This window comes from Salinivibrio sp. KP-1, assembly GCF_000968645.1.
In the GTDB taxonomy this organism is placed as follows: Bacteria; Pseudomonadota; Gammaproteobacteria; order Enterobacterales; family Vibrionaceae; genus Salinivibrio; species Salinivibrio siamensis.
Window position 1 is genome coordinate 523,328 of the sequence record NZ_LAQR01000048.1, and the last position, 19,163, is coordinate 542,490.

General features: G+C 47.3%; 13 protein-coding genes and 1 pseudogene. 4 read left to right on the forward strand and 10 right to left on the reverse strand.

Annotation, left to right across the window (positions count from 1 at the left end):
• Positions 1 to 143: 143 nt before the first annotated feature.
• From pntB to WN56_RS15735, 3 genes are all read right to left on the reverse strand, one after another.
• A complete protein-coding gene (gene pntB, locus WN56_RS15725) occupies positions 144 to 1,520 on the reverse strand; it encodes a Re/Si-specific NAD(P)(+) transhydrogenase subunit beta (RefSeq protein ID WP_046075871.1) in 1,377 nt (458 codons plus the stop codon).
• A gap of 9 nt (positions 1,521 to 1,529) precedes the next feature.
• Positions 1,530 to 3,083 carry a Re/Si-specific NAD(P)(+) transhydrogenase subunit alpha gene (locus tag WN56_RS15730; protein WP_046075872.1) on the reverse strand — a complete coding sequence of 518 codons (1,554 nt, stop codon included), beginning with the start codon at positions 3,081 to 3,083 and terminating at the stop codon, positions 1,530 to 1,532.
• A 312-nt stretch (positions 3,084 to 3,395) separates the two neighbouring features.
• Positions 3,396 to 3,677, reverse strand: a complete 282-nt coding sequence (locus WN56_RS15735; RefSeq protein ID WP_046075873.1) for an HlyU family transcriptional regulator — start codon at positions 3,675 to 3,677, stop codon at positions 3,396 to 3,398.
• A 663-nt stretch (positions 3,678 to 4,340) separates the two neighbouring features.
• On the opposite strand from WN56_RS15735, the gene WN56_RS15740 reads away from it, so the two are divergent.
• On the forward strand, positions 4,341 to 5,273 hold the full coding sequence (locus tag WN56_RS15740; protein ID WP_172969897.1) for a hypothetical protein: 933 nt from the start codon (positions 4,341 to 4,343) through the stop codon (positions 5,271 to 5,273).
• A 229-nt stretch (positions 5,274 to 5,502) separates the two neighbouring features.
• Here the strand turns inward: WN56_RS15740 and WN56_RS15745 are convergent, their stop codons facing one another.
• The gene (locus tag WN56_RS15745) at positions 5,503 to 7,251 is read right to left on the reverse strand and encodes a bifunctional UDP-sugar hydrolase/5'-nucleotidase (RefSeq protein ID WP_046075874.1); all 1,749 of its coding nucleotides are present in this window, start codon (positions 7,249 to 7,251) and stop codon (positions 5,503 to 5,505) included.
• 107 nt (positions 7,252 to 7,358) lie between these two features.
• Here WN56_RS15745 and WN56_RS15750 point away from each other — a divergent pair.
• Positions 7,359 to 8,270, forward strand: a pseudogene (locus WN56_RS15750) (NAD(P)-dependent oxidoreductase); the annotation flags it as partial.
• Positions 8,271 to 8,871: 601 nt separating this feature from the next.
• Complete coding sequence (dgt, locus tag WN56_RS15755) at positions 8,872 to 10,401, forward strand: dGTPase (protein ID WP_046075875.1); 1,530 nt, start codon at positions 8,872 to 8,874, stop codon at positions 10,399 to 10,401.
• 151 nt (positions 10,402 to 10,552) lie between these two features.
• Here the strand turns inward: dgt and WN56_RS15760 are convergent, their stop codons facing one another.
• The 4 genes from WN56_RS15760 to WN56_RS15775 are packed head-to-tail and all read right to left on the reverse strand — an operon-like array spanning position 10,553 to position 16,056.
• Positions 10,553 to 11,431 carry a Wadjet anti-phage system protein JetD domain-containing protein gene (locus tag WN56_RS15760; RefSeq protein WP_046075876.1) on the reverse strand — a complete coding sequence of 293 codons (879 nt, stop codon included), beginning with the start codon at positions 11,429 to 11,431 and terminating at the stop codon, positions 10,553 to 10,555.
• Positions 11,428 to 14,220, reverse strand: a complete 2,793-nt coding sequence (locus WN56_RS15765) for a hypothetical protein (protein ID WP_046075877.1) — start codon at positions 14,218 to 14,220, stop codon at positions 11,428 to 11,430. Before WN56_RS15765 ends, WN56_RS15760 begins: the two co-directional genes overlap by 4 nt.
• Positions 14,214 to 14,789: a hypothetical protein gene (locus WN56_RS15770; RefSeq protein WP_046075878.1), complete on the reverse strand. Its 576-nt coding sequence runs from the start codon at positions 14,787 to 14,789 to the stop codon at positions 14,214 to 14,216. Before WN56_RS15770 ends, WN56_RS15765 begins: the two co-directional genes overlap by 7 nt.
• A complete protein-coding gene (locus WN56_RS15775; RefSeq protein WP_046075879.1) occupies positions 14,779 to 16,056 on the reverse strand; it encodes a hypothetical protein in 1,278 nt (425 codons plus the stop codon). The genes WN56_RS15770 and WN56_RS15775 overlap by 11 nt, the downstream gene beginning before the upstream one ends.
• A gap of 325 nt (positions 16,057 to 16,381) precedes the next feature.
• Here WN56_RS15775 and ylqF point away from each other — a divergent pair, with 325 nt between their 5' ends.
• Positions 16,382 to 17,326, forward strand: coding sequence for a ribosome biogenesis GTPase YlqF (ylqF, locus tag WN56_RS15780; RefSeq protein WP_046076077.1), 945 nt, complete (start codon positions 16,382 to 16,384; stop codon positions 17,324 to 17,326).
• A gap of 70 nt (positions 17,327 to 17,396) precedes the next feature.
• Here ylqF and WN56_RS15785 read toward each other — a convergent pair whose 3' ends face one another.
• Both WN56_RS15785 and nrdG read right to left on the reverse strand, forming a co-directional pair.
• Positions 17,397 to 18,587, reverse strand: coding sequence for an amino acid aminotransferase (locus WN56_RS15785; protein ID WP_046075880.1), 1,191 nt, complete (start codon positions 18,585 to 18,587; stop codon positions 17,397 to 17,399).
• 74 nt (positions 18,588 to 18,661) lie between these two features.
• Positions 18,662 to 19,159, reverse strand: a complete 498-nt coding sequence (gene nrdG, locus WN56_RS15790) for an anaerobic ribonucleoside-triphosphate reductase-activating protein (protein ID WP_046075881.1) — start codon at positions 19,157 to 19,159, stop codon at positions 18,662 to 18,664.
• Positions 19,160 to 19,163 lie beyond the last annotated feature (4 nt).

Sequence of the window (19,163 nt, forward strand, 5' to 3'; positions counted from 1 at the left end):
CATCAATTTTTATCAAAATGTCAGTGCCGTGTAAGTTCCAAGGCCGCGCCCGGCACTCTCCGTCACGCCAAAAGACGTGGCGAAAAAAAAGAGCCAGTCGAAACTGGCTCTTTTCGGCAACGCCACCAATCAATAGACGTCATTTATAATGCTTTAAAGATCGCTTCAACGCTTTGTTTCGCGTCCCCAAATAGCATACTGCTATTGTCTTTGAAGAACAGCGGGTTTTGCACCCCGGCATAACCTGTGTTCATTGAGCGCTTAAATACCACCACATTTTTGGCGTTCCAAACCTCAAGGACCGGCATGCCAGCGATGGGACTCGATGGATCGTCCGTCGCCGCAGGGTTTACCGTATCGTTGGCACCAATGACCAAAACCGTATCTGTGTCAGGGAAGTCATCATTGATTTCATCCATCTCCAGTACAATGTCATAAGGCACTTTGGCCTCAGCCAACAAGACGTTCATGTGGCCTGGTAAACGACCCGCAACAGGGTGAATCGCAAAGCGCACCTCAATCCCCATACTCCGGAGTTTTTCTGTCACCTCGTAAACAGGGTATTGGGCTTGCGCAACCGCCATGCCATAACCTGGGGCGATGACGACGCTGTTAGACTCTTTCAGCATTTCGGCAACTTCTTCGGCTGTGCTTTCTCGATACTCACCGACTTCGTCATCACCAGAAGACGCAGTGCCATCAGAGCCAAAGCCACCGGCGATCACACTAATGAAAGAGCGGTTCATCGCTTTACACATGATGTAAGACAGAATCGCCCCCGATGAGCCCACTAGCGCGCCTGTCACAATCAAGAGATCATTTGCCAACATAAAGCCAGCTGCAGCGGCGGCCCAACCTGAATAGGAGTTCAGCATCGATACCACCACGGGCATGTCTGCACCACCGATCGAGGCCACTAGGTGATAACCAAACGCTAACGCAATCACAGTCACTATCAGCAGTGCCGCTGTTGAACCTTCTGCGTTAACAAAGCTGATTAGCAACAGGAACGACACAACGACAGCAGCCAAGTTAAGCTTGTGGCGATGTGGCAACATCAAAGCCTTAGAAGAAATCACGCCACGTAGCTTACCAAAGGCGACAATCGATCCGGTGAAAGTGATCGCACCGATAAAGACACCGAGGAAAATCTCAACCAAGTGGATATTAAGCATCGCGCCCGTCAGCGGCGGGTGATCGATGTAGGTATTAAAACCCACCAATACCGCAGCCAAACCCACGAAACTGTGTAGCATCGCCACCAGCTCAGGCATTTCTGTCATTTCTACGCGCTTAGCGTAATAAATACCGATCGCGCCACCAATGACCATGGCCAGAATAATCCAGCCCACACCTTGCACTTCCGGCCCCCAAATAGTGGCAACCAGAGCGATCGCCATCCCGGTAATCCCGTAATAGTTGCCTGCGCGCGCTGACTCTTGCTTTGATAGCCCAGCCAAACTGAGAATAAAACAAAGCGCAGCGACAATATACGCAGCTTGTACCAATCCTTCAGACATTCTTTCTCCTTACCCTTTACGGAACATTTCAAGCATGCGCTTTGTAACAGTAAAGCCGCCAAATATATTGATGCTGGCGATCAACACGGCAATGAAAGCAAGGAAGGTTACAAAGCCAATGCCTTGTCCTACCTGCAATAACGCCCCAACGATGATGATGCCTGAGATCGCATTGGTCACGGACATCAGCGGGGTATGCAGCGCGTGAGTAACATTCCATACCACGTAGTAGCCCACCACACAGGCCAGTACGAAAACGGTAAAGTGTGAGAGGAATTCACTGGGGGCATAATTGGCAATCCACCCGAACGCCCCTGCGGCAGCGGCCATCAGGCCATACTTGGTCGCACGAGAGGTTTTTTTGGGTGCCGGCTTAGGAGCGGGTTCTGCTTTAGGCTCTGCTTTGGGTTGCGCAGAGACTTGAATCGGTGGCGCAGGCCAGGTGACCTCGCCTTCTTTGATCACGGTAACCCCGCGCACGACCACATCATCAAAATCAATCTGGATGTTGCCGTCTTTCTCTTTGCAAAGCAGTTTGGTGAGGTTGACTAAGTTAGTCGCATAAAGCTGTGACGATTGGGTGGGCAAACGGCCGACCATATCGGTGTAACCAATCACTTTTACACCATTGGGCGTGGTGATCACTTGGTCTTTTTCCGTGTACTCACAGTTGCCACCATTGGCTGCGGCGAGATCGACGATCACACTGCCCGGCTTCATGCTGTCAACCATCTCTTTGGTGATCAGCGTGGGCGCTGGCTTACCAGGGATCAGTGCGGTCGTGACGATAATGTCGACATCTTCTGCTTGCTGCGCATAAAGCTTTTCCGCCGCCTGATTAAACTCGTCAGACATTTCTTTGGCATAACCATCGCCACTGTCTGAGTTGTCTTGTTTAAAGTCGACTTCTAGAAACTCCGCGCCCATGCTCTCGACTTGTTCTTTCACTTCAGGACGAACATCAAAAGCACGGACAATCGCCCCCAAGCTACCGGCTGCGCCAATCGCCGCTAGCCCAGCAACGCCAGCCCCCGCGACAAACACTTTCGCAGGCGGTACTTTACCCGCCGCCGTGATTTGTCCGGTAAAGAAGCGACCAAACTCATGCGCTGCTTCAACCACCGCACGATAACCGGCGATGTTCGCCATCGAACTTAGCGCATCCAATGACTGCGCACGCGAAATACGTGGGACCGCATCCATGGCCATCACATTCACGTTCTGCGCTGACAGACGTTCGAGTAATTCTTCGTTTTGAGCGGGCCAAATAAAGCTCACCAAGGTGGTGCCTGCTTGCAGCAATGCCACTTCATCTTGGCCTGTCTCTTCAATCACGCCTGGTGCATTAACTTTAAAGATGATGTCAGACTGCCAGGCAGCATCTGTATCAACAATGTTCGCCCCAGCTTGTTCGTACGCAGTGTCTTCAAAGCTTGCTTTTTCACCTGCACCCTTCTCTACTACGACGTCAAAACCGAGCTTGATAAGCTGCTCAACCGACTTAGGTGTCGCAGCTACCCTCGTTTCATTAACGAGCCTCTCTTTTGGAACACCAATCTGCATAGCTATTCCCTGAATGTTGGCTTATAAGAAATTTTTTTGGTTATCACAGGCGCTAAAACCGCGGCCTGAAATAGGTTCACTGACAAAAATAAGCATTCCAAGCGGTTTTATTCGCTTATCACGCTGTTGCGGTCTGTTGTCAGTATTTCGTGCTTAGCAACGCAACAGTGTTAACTTAACGAGTTTATTCCTTAATCACCACAGGGCGGGGATCGCCATTGGGGCATAAATGTGATCTGGGCTACACTTTATCCGAATTAATTGCTCATATTTATGCATTATTTTTGCTATCGCGCGATTCGTTGACGCCCCTCAATCAAATAGCCGATCACCGTTTTGATCAATCATCATTTTTGCTTTTGTGACCATCAAGCTGTTGGCATCTTCCTGACTTCCCAGCAAATCTGAGCGAATAAACGTATGAGTGAGTACCTTGTCATCAAGCGGTTTGCAAATGCGGCCACTGACACGATATTGACCGTTTTCGGCGGTCGATTCAGGGTATATTAAATAGCCTTGGTATTCTGTGGGGGTGACTGACACCTGTGGTTGTTTGTCGCTTCCCTTGGAAAACAGTGCAGAGAACCATCCCATCTTTTGTACTCCTCAATTGATCGCATTCGTCGGCTTAGCAAGCCACTCATTTTACGTAAACATTCGAGAACGATTAAACCATAAAAAAAACGCCACATCTCGATGATGTGGCGTTTCGCGTTCTATCCGTTTTAAGTCGTCTTATCGGTTTATACCAATATCACGCTGCAAATGTGCCGGTAAGCGACTGGCATCATAAGCGGGAGCGTGTGTGCTGCTAGTGAACAGCACATCCATGGCGTGAGCGATCAGTCCTTTGATTGTTACCGCGTAAGATCGACGAGAACGGGGCATATTAACCGTTGCAGTCGTCATAAGATCCTCGCTTTGTTGTCTTAATCACTCGCCGCAAATTATAAGGTGCTGCCCCGAGATTTAAACTGATGAAAATTAAACCAATGGATTAGTTTTTCTAATCTAAAGTGCTTGCCGGTTAGCACGTATTCATTATGTTAAGTTGCAGTAAAATAAGCTAATCACTTACCTGACATACAAACCATCAATGAATTCAGTTTGTCTGTTTGAATTCACTGCTCGCTCCCTTATCCTGTCTGACTTTTTGTACGACAAAGCGTATTAATCATTGAAAAAGACTATTTTTCACTCGATTACTTATGTAAACCTGATAACATCGTGATTACACATGTGACCAAGGTGTTGACCATGCTCGCGTTTCTCGCCAAACATTCAGCGTTGTGTCTTTTTATTGCCGCATTGATTGGCTTTGCCTTTCCGAGCGTCTCATTAGCCTTATTTCCGTTTTTACCTTATGTGCTATTCGCCTTGATGCTGTTTACCCTACTTGGCATTCATCAAGGCCTATTAGTGAAAGCGTTAGCTCAATGGCAGGTCTGGGTGTACGCATTAGTTCACTCAGTGCTACTTACCGTACTCACTTGTTCTCTCGCGTGGCTACTCGGCGCGTCTGCACCTTTGTTACTTGCCATCAGTGGTATTTGCGCTACTGGATCTTTGTTTGCAACACCAGCCATCATTCGTTCTTTGGGAATGGATGCGCTCATCGCCATGGCATATACCATTGCTTCAACGTTGCTGATGCCCGTGGTCTTGTTTATTAATCTCACGGTGCTATCCGGTGACTCATTTTCACTGGACCTGCAAAGCTATGCCGTGCGATTGGTGATCTTCATTTTTGGGCCCATGCTGTTTGCCGCGCTTTTTCACGCGCTGATCAAACCAGAAAAGCTCAAACGCATTCACAGCAAACTGGCACAGTTTACGATTGTGCTAGTGTTCAGTTTTCCATTAGGGCTAGTAGGGCCATTCGGGGCAATGTGGCAAAACGACTCTGGGTATGCGTTAGAACTTTTAGCCATTTCAGTTGCAATTTGCATACTTTTTTTCATCATTGCGTATGGGCTATATCGCAAACGGGGGCGGGAGGCGAGCATGATCGCCGCCGTTTCGGCGGTCAATCGGAATGTACTGCTAACGTACACCGTTGCCGGTGCCGCGCTCGGGCCAGCATTTCTGCCATTAATCGGCGCGATACAGCTGCCAATCTATTTACAACCATTGTTAGTGCGTTGGGGAACCCGGCTCAAACAGGTTCCCCCGCAATCCGCGGATCAGTAAATGGGTTAAATGACCGGCACAAAGTAGACAATCGATGCCCAAGCCACCAACCAAAAACTGATCAAGCCGATATCAAACCAATCACGTTTTTCCATAACCCCTCACCTTTCGATAGTGTGTCGATCAATTCAGGTTCACTCTATGTATCGACAATCTTGTCAAAAACTTAAACGGCAATTGTCTGCCGTAAACACCAAGCTGACTATCAATAAGCAAGGGGCAGGCCAAGTTATTCACCCCAGCAGGTTTTTCTCTCACTAGACGTTCGGAGGTAACACACTAAAGGCTCAGTAGGTAGCGCTAACACTGGCTGCTGACGCGCATAGTCAATAAAGCACTCCGCCATGGATAAACCAATCGAGCGACGGTGGCCGGTTTGAATCGCATCGTATCCTTCTTTTCCTTGGGCGGTATAAGATGACGACACACCCGTGTATTGTCGCTCATTATCTATGGCTATCCAGTGATTACCGCGCTTTATCTCGAGTTGTGTTACCCGCGCACCCATCGGCTGCCACGCTTCGTAGCGATAGCGTATATCGGCGCAATACGGAAAACTGCCTGACCCGAGGCCCGTCATGCCATTATCTGTGGCATTGTTGATTGCGCCTTCAATCGCACGACGGATCTGTGCCCCGGTTACCTGGTAGGCGATCACGTCGATAGCAAACGGTAACAACGCGCCTGCAATTAAAGCGGCCGAGAGCGGCCCGGCGTTTAAACTGACTCTCACGCCACCCGCATTATGAATAGCAAAATCGGCTTCAATACCTTGCTCACGAGCCGCCCATAAAAAGCTTTCTGTCACCAGCGGCGCCACTTCGCTGCCGCCCTCGCTGTCAGGCACGCGCACATGACGGAGTCGTTGCGGCACATGTGTGACAACGTCACTTTCTAGTTGCGCCACATGGGGACGGTAGGTGCGCTGTAGATATTGTTTCAATGCAAGATCACTGGGTAATATCAGTACATTGTCTTGTCGGTTAAGATAGCTTCTTACTGCTTGATATGAGCCTTCAGTCAATTGCTGTTCCCGCGAGGCATCCATCGCGAGACTGCGCCCGAGCAACAAGTAATTTTGACCATCAAAGGCAACTGGCCGACCGTTTTCATCGATAGATAACGTAAAGCGACCGATGGCTTGCGCATGGCAACCCGCTTGCACAATCCAGGTATCATTGACTTTATAGCCGTAGGGATCTTCTTTCGCCAAACCAAGGTTTTGAAAGTCTCCCTGCAGCACATGGGTATGTCCTCCCACAATCACATCAATCCCATTAACCGCAGCCGCTAATTCCTTGTCTTTGTCATAACCCAAGTGGCTCAATAGAATAATGGTTTTCACGCCTTGTTGACGCAAAAAAGCCACGGTGTTTTCGGCGATGCGTGTTGCAGGCAAGAAAGGAGTATCATGATCAGGGTGTGCCAATGCCGCCATTTGCTCAACCGCTAAACTGAAGATGCCCACTTTGTGTCCGGCATAGGTTTTAATGAGTGTACTCGCGCGCTCCTCCGGGGCGATGTATGGCAGTAAAGCGGGTTTCTCACTGACGCGCTTGTCCTTGTCTTTTGACTCATCCTCCACATGCCAATTCCCCGCAAGCAATGGGAATTGAATATCATCAAGAAAGTCAGCCACGGGGCCATTCCCTTGGTCAAGCTCGTGATTACCAATCGCCATCGCATCAATACCGAGTCGATTCAGCAAATCTGCATTCGCCTTACCTTTGAACAAGGAGTAATACAGAGTCCCTTGAAAGCAATCACCTGCGTGCAGAAAAAGGAATGCATGGTCATCTTGCTTAGCCTGCTCACGAAAATGTGCCACGGCGGAAGCAATACGTGCGAACCCGCCGCTATTGGCATAAACCGGTGTCGCATTATCATCCAAGTTCAGCGAGACAGGCGTGGACTCAAAGTGAGAGTGGGTGTCGTTAATATGGGCAATCGTTAACGAGAAAGGTTGTCGTGCTGTCATAATTATCCGTGTTACAACACAAAAAAGGATGATACAAGCTTAACATTGACACATGCAAGAAAGGTTAAGTTTCTGATAAATTAACGACAACGAAACGACAAGGAAGCAAGATGACCATGCAAGTTAACGATATCAAGGTGGCCTTTATTGGCCTAGGCGTGATGGGCTTTCCAATGGCTGGGCACCTTCAGCGCCACGGCTACCCAACTTGCGTCTATAACCGCACCACCGGCAAAGCCGAAGCTTGGTGCGACACCTATTCAGGCACATATGGAATAACGCCAGCCGAAGCCGTGGCTGATGCTGACATCGTCTTTATGTGCGTGGGAAACGATGATGACGTACGCAGTGTGGTGTATGGCGATATTGGTGTGTTAGCCAATATGAAAAAAGACAGTACGCTGGTCGATCACACCACCACCTCTGCCGATCTAGCCCTTGAGTTGGCACAAGTATGCGAGCGTCAAGGCCTGAGCTTTCTCGATGCCCCCGTCTCAGGCGGCCAAGCCGGTGCAGAAAAAGGCGCACTCACCATTATGGTCGGTGGCACCCCTAATGTGTTCAGTAACGTTGAACCCGTCATGAACGTCTATGCCAGCGCAATCCAGCATATTGGCCCGCATGGCAGTGGCCAGCGCTGCAAGATGGCTAACCAAATATGTATTGCCGGCGTCTTACAAGGCTTATCCGAGGCACTCACCTTCGCGCAATCCGCTGATCTCGATATCGAAAAGATGATCAATGCCATTAAGCACGGGGCCGCAGGCTCTTGGCAAATGGAAAATCGTGCTTTGACCATGGCAGAAGACAGTTTTGATTTTGGCTTTGCGATTGATTGGATGCGTAAAGATCTGGGCTTTTGTTTAGAAGAAGCCGCCAAGTTAGGCGTGGGACTTCCCTTAACCGAGCAGGTGGATCAACAGTATAACAAGTTACAAGCGCGCGGCTATGGCCGTTGCGACACCTCGGTCCTGATCAAGCAGTTTGATACAGATACCAAACCATCTTCATCGACCTGATCCAAACACGCGCCTTTCCTCGGCACCTGGGGCCGAGGAAAGGCGAAACAAGGTGTATACTAAAGTTAACCAATAAAGAGGGTTGCAATGACAGCTATCTATGTAATCTGCGCCATCGCCATGATGATTGGCCTGTTCACCTTATACGCCCCCTCTATTGAAAAATGGTGTGATAAGCAATTAAGCCCGAGAAAGAAAGATACGTAGTTATTCACATCTGCCCCAGCTTTTCTCATCCCTTTGATTAAGTGGTATGATGCGCACCATTCTTGCGCCACTGACTGATATCGTGTTGGCGCACTGGCATCAGCAAGGTTGTACAAACATGGTTAACAACAAAATCCAGTTGTTCTCGAACCAAGTATATTAAAACCCTATAACTTGCCAAAAAAACCTTGCTTAATGTTAACAATAAAGTCAATAGATAAATACCGGAACGTCTCACTAAATACAGCTACAAACCAGCTTTTTGGTCATCCTCCCCAAGTCAATGTTCTTCACAATGACTAAATCCCTAATCACATTATTTATCCGATCTAATATAAGCCGACTAGAATCTTAGGTATAGTTTCTTCAGTGCGTTAAACAAAGAGGAACTATTATGGCTATCAACTTCAAAGAAAAAGTTCGAGGAACAAGGGTATATCATAACGGAAAAGCCATTAAACCTCGTCCACTTACTGAATCCAGTAAAATTGCAGCACAAGAAAGCTTCGAAAGTGATCGAGGCAGGATCCTCAACTCAGCTGCAATCAGAAGGCTTCAACAAAAAACTCAAGTCTTTCCCCTCGAACGTAATGCTGCAGTTCGCAGTCGTCTCACTCATTCTCTGGAAGTTCAACAAGTTGGTCGATACATCACTCAATTAATCTTTAAAGAGCTTTCTGAAGAGTCTAAGCAAGAGTACGAACTAACCGGATTAGAACGTCAATTTGAGTCGATAGTCGAAATGTCATGTTTAATGCATGACATTGGCAATCCACCTTTTGGACACTTTGGAGAGCGGGCTATAAACGATTGGTTTTCTAAAAATTTACTATCTCTAGTAATGGATAAGAAAGGTGAGCCCAAAATCGACTTGCCAAAGCCTATCCAACAAGATCTTACCAATTTCGAAGGTAACGCACAGGCTATCCGCCTAGTTCACACTCTACTCGAACTTAATCTAACCTATTCTCAAGTATCTAGTGTATTCAAGTATACTCGCCGTGGGGATCAGCCATCGCCTAAAACACATAACAATCCGGAGTTAGACGGCTATAACTATTTGATGAAAAAAGTGGGTTATTACTTAAGTGAATACCGCTACATAGAGTCACTAAAAACGGTGCTATCAATGGACTCTCATTGCCGCTCTCCATTTTCATACATAATGGAAGCTGCAGATGATATTTCCTACGGCATTGCAGACATTGAGGATGCTGTTGAAAAAGGCATTCTCACAGTAGATCAACTAAAAGAAGCTTTAGACGACGAATATCAATCTCTTGCAAAAGAGTACGATTTGCAAAACAATGACGAGATGAAAAAGATCGTTGATGTCGCCAGTGAAAGCGCTTCAAAAGCTGATAACTGTGCGAACAGCCACTTCTTCATTACTCTTCGCGTGGAAATAAACAAACGCCTACCACAACATGCATGCAAACAGTTTATAGATAACATAGAGAAGGTATTTCATGGGAGCTTCAATAGAGCGCTAATTGAAGATAATAGTGATAATCATGCGTTAGTAAAAGCTCTTAAGAATGTGGCCATGAACTATGCTTTCTGCGATTCAGAAGTAGAAAAAAGTGAGCTACAAGGATATAGAATCATCACGGGGTTGCTTGAAGCGTACAGGCCATTATTACTACTAAACAAAGAGACGTTTATCAACATTAAAGGAGCCCCTCTATACGAGAGAAGGCTCTACAAAAAACTACCGAACAAGCATCTACGAGCATACGAAATAGCTATACAAAGATTAGAGCAAGAAAAAAACAAACCGTCTGACCCTCCGTACTTACCCTACGAATTTGATAGCGATGTTTGGGAGTTTTATTTTCGAGTCCGCCTCATCCAAGACTATATTAGTGGCATGACCGATCAGTACGCTTATGACGAGTATCGTAATCTACATGTGTTGGACTAAGTAAAAGCAGACAACCTGAATTTTAATTAAAATAAAAGGGAAGTCACCTTCCCTTTTAATCACTCTTAATTTACCTATTCACGAACATTCATTTTGAATTATCATCAATCCACTGATGTCTACCTGTAAATATAAGATGAAATCACAGATATTAGCCATTCAACCAAATCACCTCTTGCTCTAAAGCTAGGCCATGCTTCTTCATTTCCGTTACCAACTCTCGTAACTCTGATGACTGTGCTAAAAGTCTTTGGCTGTTACGTTCGAAAGAGGCAAAGTCCCGGGCGGTGTCAACCCAAAGCTGGTTTTGTCCATAACGCAACAAAAACGCCTTCCAATTCGGCATCATCCAAAACTCTGCTCTTTCTGTAAGCTTCTCTTTGAGGCGGCGGTAGTTATTCAGCCCTACTCCATCATAGTCAGCAAAAAAGTACACTATCGGTGCCCTTTCAGGCGCCGATAACCAATCAATCAGTTTGTTGTGTAGCTGCCCGCGGTACCAAATAACGGTAGTAGGGTCGTTATTGGGCAACCAATCTAGTCTGTCAAATAGCGCTTGGTTCTCCACCAGCCAAATGGAATGTTCTGTGTGAAGATGGCTATTTCGCTCTCCGCCAACTTCAAGCGAGAATACACCAAACGCTTCTGTGGCTGCATTTAAGTACTCGGTTGGCACTCCGGAAACATCCCACAAAGGGTTCGCAACCGTTTTAGCCAGCACGTAACTGACATCGAGACCTGCGTATCCTTGTTTGCTGCTGCGTGTCGAGGCTATGTTTACCGTTCGTTGCGGTACACTGGAAGATACATGTTGATCGGGGGCTAATCGTTCAAGTTCAACGGCGGCTACATCCATGTCTTGAATTCGATAAACAACACCACGGCCTTTAGGCGTAATTTGCACACACCGCGTTTTGTGATTGAACGCTTCAAGATGCTTCTTTTGAGACGGTGTCATTGTACTCCCGGCAACGGAATCAGGGTAAACCTCAACGAGTCTCGAGAGTGCTTTCACCAACGCCTGGCTCATAGCGATGGCTCTGCATATGATTGGGGCAGCTCTTGACTCTCTAGTGGTTCGAAAATCTGCCAGCTATTACGACTAATATGATTTTTGCCATTGGCTTGGTGAATTGGCACACAATAACGCGCGGTGGTTAAGGGGGCTGGTGAGGCAAATATCAAGGCAAAACCGAATTGATCCGCAATCTCTATCAAGCTCGTTTGGTTCTGGGTATCCAAAGCTGACGCTTCATCCAAATAACAGACTGCTTTCATTTGGTGGCGTTTATCTTGCATGAGGTACAACATCGCCAGGCCCGTCACAAGCTTCGCCATCAATACGGTTCCGTTAGAGGCGGCACTATCAATTTCTTCAAATGACTCTTGCTGCTGGTCGTGCTTGGCAACGACAAATTCAAGCCGGAATAAATCTGCCACTCTTAAACCTTGGCGAGCATTGCCCTCATCAATCAGCAGGCTCTTCGCGCGCTCTAAATCAGCATCATCGAGAATACTGCCCTGATCAAATAGCTCAAAACTTTGACCACTTTCAGTTTGCTCTGCTTGTTGGATCAGCACATTCATCGCATCAACAAGCAGACTTTGTTCGACTGGCTCAATTTTGAAAACTTTAAGATCTGACAGCTGCCTTTGGCTGATCAGGCGGTTGAATTCCTTCATCTTACTTTGCAATGCATATAACCCACTGCGCAGCTCTCTTAAACTGGCAGTGACGTTGACGACGGCCGATCGGGCCCGCCTTTCCAGTGCTTTTTTCTCATCGTCCAAACAATTATTGAATTGAATAATGCCCTCTAATTCTTCATCTTGTGTTTGCGCCATCTGAAACTTAGTCAGCCCTTTTTGACCCAATTCATTTTTCATTTGGCGCAATTCTTTTGATAGCTGATCAAGGGCTTTGCAATCTTCAATGTAGTCCTGAAGACGATCCGGAAGTGACGCCAAAGACCAATCATCCCCCGCTATCCAGGGCGAATGTGGTTGGTCAGAAAGTCCGCTAAATAGCGCTTGGTCATCTATTCTTTGTTTTTTTAGTTTTTCAACACTGCTCTCGTCTGAAGCCAGCTTATTAAGCTTATCCGCCACCTCACTTAATTGCGTTGAAAGATCGACTTGCTTCTTTCCTGAGTTGTTAAGCGCATCGTTAATCGCTACTCGCTGTTTCTCAACAGCCTGTCTTTGCTCGATTCGCTGTGCTTGATTGTGTGTTAAATCCTGTAATTTTTGGAAGTCTTTTAGCTCTTGTTCATACTGCCTAACGGCACTATTTAATTCGGCCTTTTTCCTCTCAGCCGCTTCTTGCTCTCTACTCGCTTGAAGTAATTCTTTGAGCTCGTTTATTTGCTCATTAACGCTATCAATTTCCTCCGATATCTCTGACTCTGTTTTTTGCACATGCTGAGGCAATAGCTCATGAAGCGACAATGTTAAACCGGGGAGCAAGCATTGCTGTGAGGACTCGCGATTGAAAACGCTTCGCAACTGCTCAGCATTAAGCGAGTACTGCGAAGCGGGCAGTAGCAGGACTTGTTGGCTGAGCACTTTGTTTAGATTATCTAACTCGTGTGTATTGAGCGTCTTAGAAAGGTGAAGGTATAAATTGTCATTTAGGGTTCGCTGTTGAGACTGCAACCGCTGGCGCTGCTGTTCTTTTTCTTGCAATTGTTTGCTAAGCATCTCGGAAGAGAAGCGCTGGGACTGAACACATAATGTGGCCTGCGCTTCATACTCTTTCTCGGCGGATCGTAACTGACTCTCTAGGAACTCTTGATTCGGAATCAGGGCAAAGCGCGCTTTAAGCTCTTGATAATGCTGCTCCGTGCGATCTAGCTTTGCCAACTCATTAACTAAGTCTTGGCGTTTACCTGCTTGAGCGATATCTTGGTCTCTAAGTTCACGTGAGGCTTGTTCAAGCTTAGCCTTTTGTTTAACTAGCAGTTCCCGCGTCGTTTGAACGTGACCATGCCAGTCTTTTAGCAACTCATCCACTTTCGGTTGGCATACGGCGATCTTTCCTCGTAAAGATAAAGTTCGCTCAAACTTTTGCTCGAGTTGGTAAATCGTCTCTCGATTATTGAAAGCGGCTAGGTACTGCTCGCGCTCTATGTTAATGTCTTGAAACGCCTTTTCCCATTCCTGCTTAAAATCGATGCTAGCGTTGGGTAGCTCTCGACTAAATATCGTCAACAAATATTCTTTCACATCACTAGAATTTAGTTTGTCGAGTCGCAGCGTCTTGGTGAGTACCTGCTGGAAGGAACGGGCATCGCTAATATGCTCAAGCTTGAATACGGTAAAATCAATATCGCTCGTCTTCTTGCTTTTTGCACCGCCATAAATCAAGTGGCGAAAGTCCCTCTCGTTATATCGGGAGACGTTATATTTCTTTTTTGCTAAGTGACTGACAAGCTTTGGTTGGCTGACGATATTACCATCATCTAAGCGATAATCGTTTAAATTCAACTCTCCCTTGTAGGCAAAGTACTCATAGTCATGACCCACCCCTTTACCTACACACCCAAACACCACTGTGCCCGTTTGCGGTAGAATTACTTCTAGTAAGATGTAGGCGCTGTTATTTGGGAAGTAAAAGCGACGCGTTTGATCTCGCGTGTGTGAGCCAAAATCCATTTTTCTCTGATCGATGATAAGCAGAAATTGAAGCGCATTGATAAGGCTTGTTTTGCCATGGTTATTGGGTGCGATTAATGACACAGAATCGTCGAGAGGAAGTTCAGCACGCTGGTATCCCGCACTGCCGATTAACGCTACACGTTGAAAGCCATAACTTAACATGATTCACCTTCCTCATAAGCCGTAGCCGCTATATCACTCTCAGATGCGTGCTCTGTAATTGCTTGGAAGTGATCAAGGTAGCGATATACCGACGGCAGCAAACGCCAGTGATTGTTCTCTTGAACGGCAAAACCTTTTCGCACAGCGTTGTCGAGTATCTTTACGAGTGCATCTCGGTCTAGCTCTTCTGTATCCAAAAGTCCTTGGTGCTTTTCGTAAATGTCATCAAGTAAAGGATTATCAATTGTCCATTGGTAAAACTGGCCAAGGGAGCGACCGCTATCCGCTTGATGATCAAATAGCACCATCAGCAATAATGCTAACTGACGCGATTGTTTATTGATGTTCTGATTACCTTCTTCATCATGAAACCAAGCAAAGCCGCGTCCATCAATGCGCAAATCAAAACCTAGGTTTGCAAATAGGTACTGATACTGTTCTGCTTGCAATTCAAGCTCATGCCATAGCGCGGCATCCGCCGAGCGGTTAAGGTGTCGTCCAGAACTAAAAAGGTGAAATAACTCGGTCAAATGTGCCAGTTCATTTAAATCGATTTTACTATTTTGCATGATCTATACCCTTTGCAGGAGTTGGATCAGTTAATGCTCTGATTTTATGAGGGTAATAAGTAACGGCGACGGTGTTTAAAACTGTGGTATTCGAATGTGGCCCTAACGTGCTTTCCCATTGAGGCTCTTGTACAAGTTCGTGGTAAAGTCTTAATAACGCTGCGTCCGGTAAATGCGGATAGTGCTCCCTCAGCCATATCATAAGATTGTCAACCGGCAACGAATCGCTCAACTGTTCTCTCAACCGCGCTTCATCCACCCAGCTGACCGTTGAACTCGTCGGTCCATCCTCTTCATCAGGGAAAACAACAGCAATAGGCTCAAAATTCATGAATTCAGCCATCAACTCGCGCACCTCATTGCCCAATTGAATTTTGGTGACACGGCTACTTGTCCACAAAGGTAATCCCTTGGCGTTGAGTCCTCGCACTAATCCCTTTTTACGAACTTGACTGAGCTGCTTACTAATCACCGCTGAAAGCTGGTTATGCTGTCTTGCTTCCTCTCGTAATGGCAGCAAAGTGTCGGCACATTGTTGAGCAATGACGCGTCCTTGATAACGAAGCTCTTTAACTTGATAAGCTATCTGGCGCATTGCCAGCCTTTGTTGATATAAAGCGCCACGTATCGAGAGTAGATCGACCGCATAATCCAGCGCTTCTTCTGCTTTTTCCAACAAAGGATAGAAGCTACCACCAAGGCCGCTATCCATCATTTCGTTCATCGGCTCGACATATTGATCGTACACCTCTAGGACTTCACGGTAACGACGTTCAATTGGCATACTGGTATCCGCCGATTTCGCTAATTCTGCTATTTCAAAAATTGCTTGTTTGTCTTGGATTAGCTGTTGAATGATCTTTCTGACAAGCTCTGAGAGTCTGTTCGAGCCGGTACGTAGCAGATCATTGTCCGACCCATCTAGCCCTTCTAACACCTGGCTGGTGGCGTCTTTAATCGCGTCCACTCGCGCTCTAAGTACTGCTGATAGGCCAAGCTCATGCTCTTGCGTCAAGCCTCTCACAAAATCCACGACTAATGTATTTAGCTGATAGTCACTACTTCGATTGATAGGTTGCAATATATCTGCATTAATAAGGCTAGTGAGCACAGTATTACTGTCTGTTTGCTTATTTTTGAATTGATTGATCACCTGCTCAAGTACTCTCAGCTCAAACGCTGGAAACTCCCGCGAAAGCCGCGTTAACTGCTCAACAACCTCCCAATGTTGATGTAACTGAAAAATGAGACTTTTAGGTGCGACCATTTCACTCCCTTACCCAACAACTTATCGACTTTGATTCAACCGATTCTGTATCAAGATCGGACAGCTTTTATGATGTCCTCTTAATAACAGCATACCAGCAGGTAAACACTGAACGTATAAACGTGTCGAATAACTAGACTAGGATCTAAATTGCGTACATAGTCTATTAGGTGAGAGTGGCTATTCCGATACCGCGCGTTCTCATCGATAATCCAGAGCACCCCAGCTTTTCTCATCCCTCTGATTAAGTGGTATGATGCGCGCCATTACCGCGCCACTGACTGATATCGTGTTGGCGCACTGGCATCAGCAAGGTTGTACAAACATGGTTAACAACAAAATCCAGTGGTTTCCTGGGCATATGCATAAAGCTCGCAAGGAGATCGAAGAGGTCGTCCCCAAGATCGATGTGATCATCGAGGTGCTCGATGCGCGCATTCCGTTTAGTAGCGAAAACCCGCTCATCAGCACGCTGCGTGGTGAAAAGCCGGTGATCAAGGTACTGAATAAACGCGATCTGGCCGATCCGACGATGACCGAAATGTGGATGGCTCACCTAGAAAAAGAGCAAGGCGTGTCGGCGATGGCAATCACTACCTCGCACCCGCATGAAGTCAATCAAATCATGGATCGCTGCCGCTCACTCGCCCCACACCGTGAAACCATGGGAAAAAACATTCGCTCGATGATCATGGGGATCCCCAACGTCGGCAAGTCCACGATTATTAATAGCCTTGCTGGCCGAGTGATAGCCAAAACCGGCAACCAACCCGCGGTGACGCGCCAACAGCAGCGGATCAACCTGCAAAACGGCGTGGTGCTATCCGATACACCCGGGATTTTATGGCCAAAGGTTGAGAACCCACACAGCGGTTTTCGTCTCGCGGCAACCGGCGCCGTTAAAGACACGGCAATGGATTATGACGAAGTCGCCTTTTATACCGTGGAATACTTGGCGAGCGCCTATCCCGAGCGGCTTAAAGAACGCTATCAGCTTGATGCATTACCCGAAACAGACATTGAGTTAATGGAAGCGATTGGTGCCAAACGCGGTTGTTTGCGCGCAGGTGGACGGGTCGACTTGCATAAAGCCTCAGAAGTGCTGTTGCACGACTTACGCGCTGGTGCGCTGGGTGGCCTCACTTTAGAAAAACCGGATATGATTGAAACCGAGCTGGTACAGGTTGAAGAAGACAACGCCCGCCGAGAACAAGAAAAAGCCGCTAAAAAAGAGGCCCGTCGTAAACGTTACCTCAAAAATAAGCGATGATTTAGATATAGACGAACAAAGGGACTTAAAGCCCCTTTTTATTAAGTCTCGACCATTGGCGCCGCAGCAGTTAGCCGTTGCGTGTCACATCCACCAGCGCATCGGCCAGTCTATCAATATGACGTTCAGCCAAGCCGGCAATGTTAATCCGACTATCACCCACTGCGTACACACCATGTCGGTCGCGTAGCTGATTGACCTGATCAACCGTTAATCCGAGGACAGAGAACATACCACGGTGGTGCTGAATAAAATCAAAATAACCATCGCCCGTACGGTCGCGCAGTGCTGCTGTCAACCCTTCACGTAACGTATTGATCCGAGTGTTCATCGCCTCAATTTCATCTCGCCACTGTTTGGTGAGGGCGTCGTCGGTGAGGATGGTTTCAACAATCGCGGCACCGTGATCAGGCGGCATGGTATAAGTGCTTCGCGCAAGCTGCAAAATACGCCCTTTCGCATTTTGCGCTTCTTGAGCAGATTTCCCCACCACAATCGCTGCGCCAGTGCGCTCACGGTACAACCCAAAGCTCTTAGAGCACGAGGTGGCAATCAACATTTCCTCGACGTTGTCGGCGAGAATACGCAAACCACGCGCATCTTCCTCTACCCCATCACCGAAGCCCTGGTAGGCAATATCAACAAACGGTGTGAAACCATTGCGGTTAGCAAGCGCGGTAATCGCTTCCCATTCTTTCAAGCTGATATCAGCGCCCGTGGGGTTATGGCAACAGCCATGCAGTAATACCACATCGTCCGCACCAGCTTGCGACAAGGCATTAAGCATGGCATCGGTATCCACCATTTTGGTGTCGCGATTAAAATACGGGTAGAACTTGACCGTCAGGCCTGCCGCTTCCATGACAGGTTTGTGATTCACATAGCTAGGATCGGTCAACCACACAGTGGTCACCGGCTTGGCCAGATTCATCAAATCAGCCAACATGCGCAGTGCGCCACTCGCACCTGGGGTTTGCACCGCCGCACATCGGTGGTAAGCATCGGTTCCTTTGAGCAAGAGGTCAACCATGGCTTGGTTGAAGTTTTCATTACCCGCCAGCCCGACATAGGCTTTGGTTTGTTGGCTTTGTGCCAGTGATTGTTGCGCCGCTTTAACGGCGTGCATGATCGGCGTTTGACCCTGACTGTCACGGTATACGCCAATGCCCAAGTCCATTTTGTGCTCACGCGGATCATCACGATACGCCAATGACAAGGAGAGAATCGGATCCTGCTGAGCAGGCGAGAGCAGATCTAACATAGTATTACGTCCTTTTAAGCCTGAATGCTCAAGATACGCTATACCCTACCCCATGCGGGAAAATTGGCAACCTCTTAACCATGATTCTCTTGCCCTTTTCGGGCACGCTCGGACAGAAAGTGTACGCATTGATTGGCACTTCCCCGCCACACTAAATGAGGATCCGCTTCATCTTGGATAAACTTGCCGTCAATTAATACATCAACCAAATCGACAACATCTCGCTGTTTTGATGACAATTCTGCCAATGTATAGCCTGTCCACAGCCAAATGTCTTTGCTCGGTGCGCGGCCAACCACCTCTTGTAATAATTCTTTTACACTGTCGATATTAGCAGGATGAAGCGGATCGCCGCCACTTAATGATAATCCTCGGCGCGGGATCCGTGAATCGAGTAAGTCTTGAACAATCTGCTCTTGCATCAGATCAGTGAAAGGATGGCCGCTGTTTAGCGGCCAGGTGGCTTTGTTGTAACAACCACGGCATTGGTGTTCGCACCCCGATACAAACAAGGTACAACGTGTGCCTGGCCCGTTGACCACATCAACGGGAAGGTATTGGTGATAGTTCACGCTT

Bases quoted from the DNA above. Each gene is read 5' to 3' on its own strand.
- WN56_RS15775 (WP_046075879.1), bottom strand. From the start codon at position 16,056: ATGGTCGCACCTAAAAGTCTCATTTTTCAGTTACATCAACATTGGGAG.
- WN56_RS15745 (WP_046075874.1), bottom strand. From the start codon at position 7,251: ATGACAGCACGACAACCTTTCTCGTTAACGATTGCCCATATTAACGAC.
- dgt (WP_046075875.1), top strand. From the start codon at position 8,872: ATGGCTATCAACTTCAAAGAAAAAGTTCGAGGAACAAGGGTATATCAT.
- WN56_RS15770 (WP_046075878.1), bottom strand. From the start codon at position 14,789: ATGCAAAATAGTAAAATCGATTTAAATGAACTGGCACATTTGACCGAG.
- WN56_RS15785 (WP_046075880.1), bottom strand. From the start codon at position 18,587: ATGTTAGATCTGCTCTCGCCTGCTCAGCAGGATCCGATTCTCTCCTTG.
- WN56_RS15765 (WP_046075877.1), bottom strand. From the start codon at position 14,220: ATGTTAAGTTATGGCTTTCAACGTGTAGCGTTAATCGGCAGTGCGGGA.
- pntB (WP_046075871.1), bottom strand. From the start codon at position 1,520: ATGTCTGAAGGATTGGTACAAGCTGCGTATATTGTCGCTGCGCTTTGT.
- WN56_RS15760 (WP_046075876.1), bottom strand. From the start codon at position 11,431: ATGAGCCAGGCGTTGGTGAAAGCACTCTCGAGACTCGTTGAGGTTTAC.
- WN56_RS15735 (WP_046075873.1), bottom strand. From the start codon at position 3,677: ATGGGATGGTTCTCTGCACTGTTTTCCAAGGGAAGCGACAAACAACCA.
- WN56_RS15730 (WP_046075872.1), bottom strand. From the start codon at position 3,083: ATGCAGATTGGTGTTCCAAAAGAGAGGCTCGTTAATGAAACGAGGGTA.
- WN56_RS15740 (WP_172969897.1), top strand. From the start codon at position 4,341: ATGCTCGCGTTTCTCGCCAAACATTCAGCGTTGTGTCTTTTTATTGCC.
- ylqF (WP_046076077.1), top strand. From the start codon at position 16,382: ATGGTTAACAACAAAATCCAGTGGTTTCCTGGGCATATGCATAAAGCT.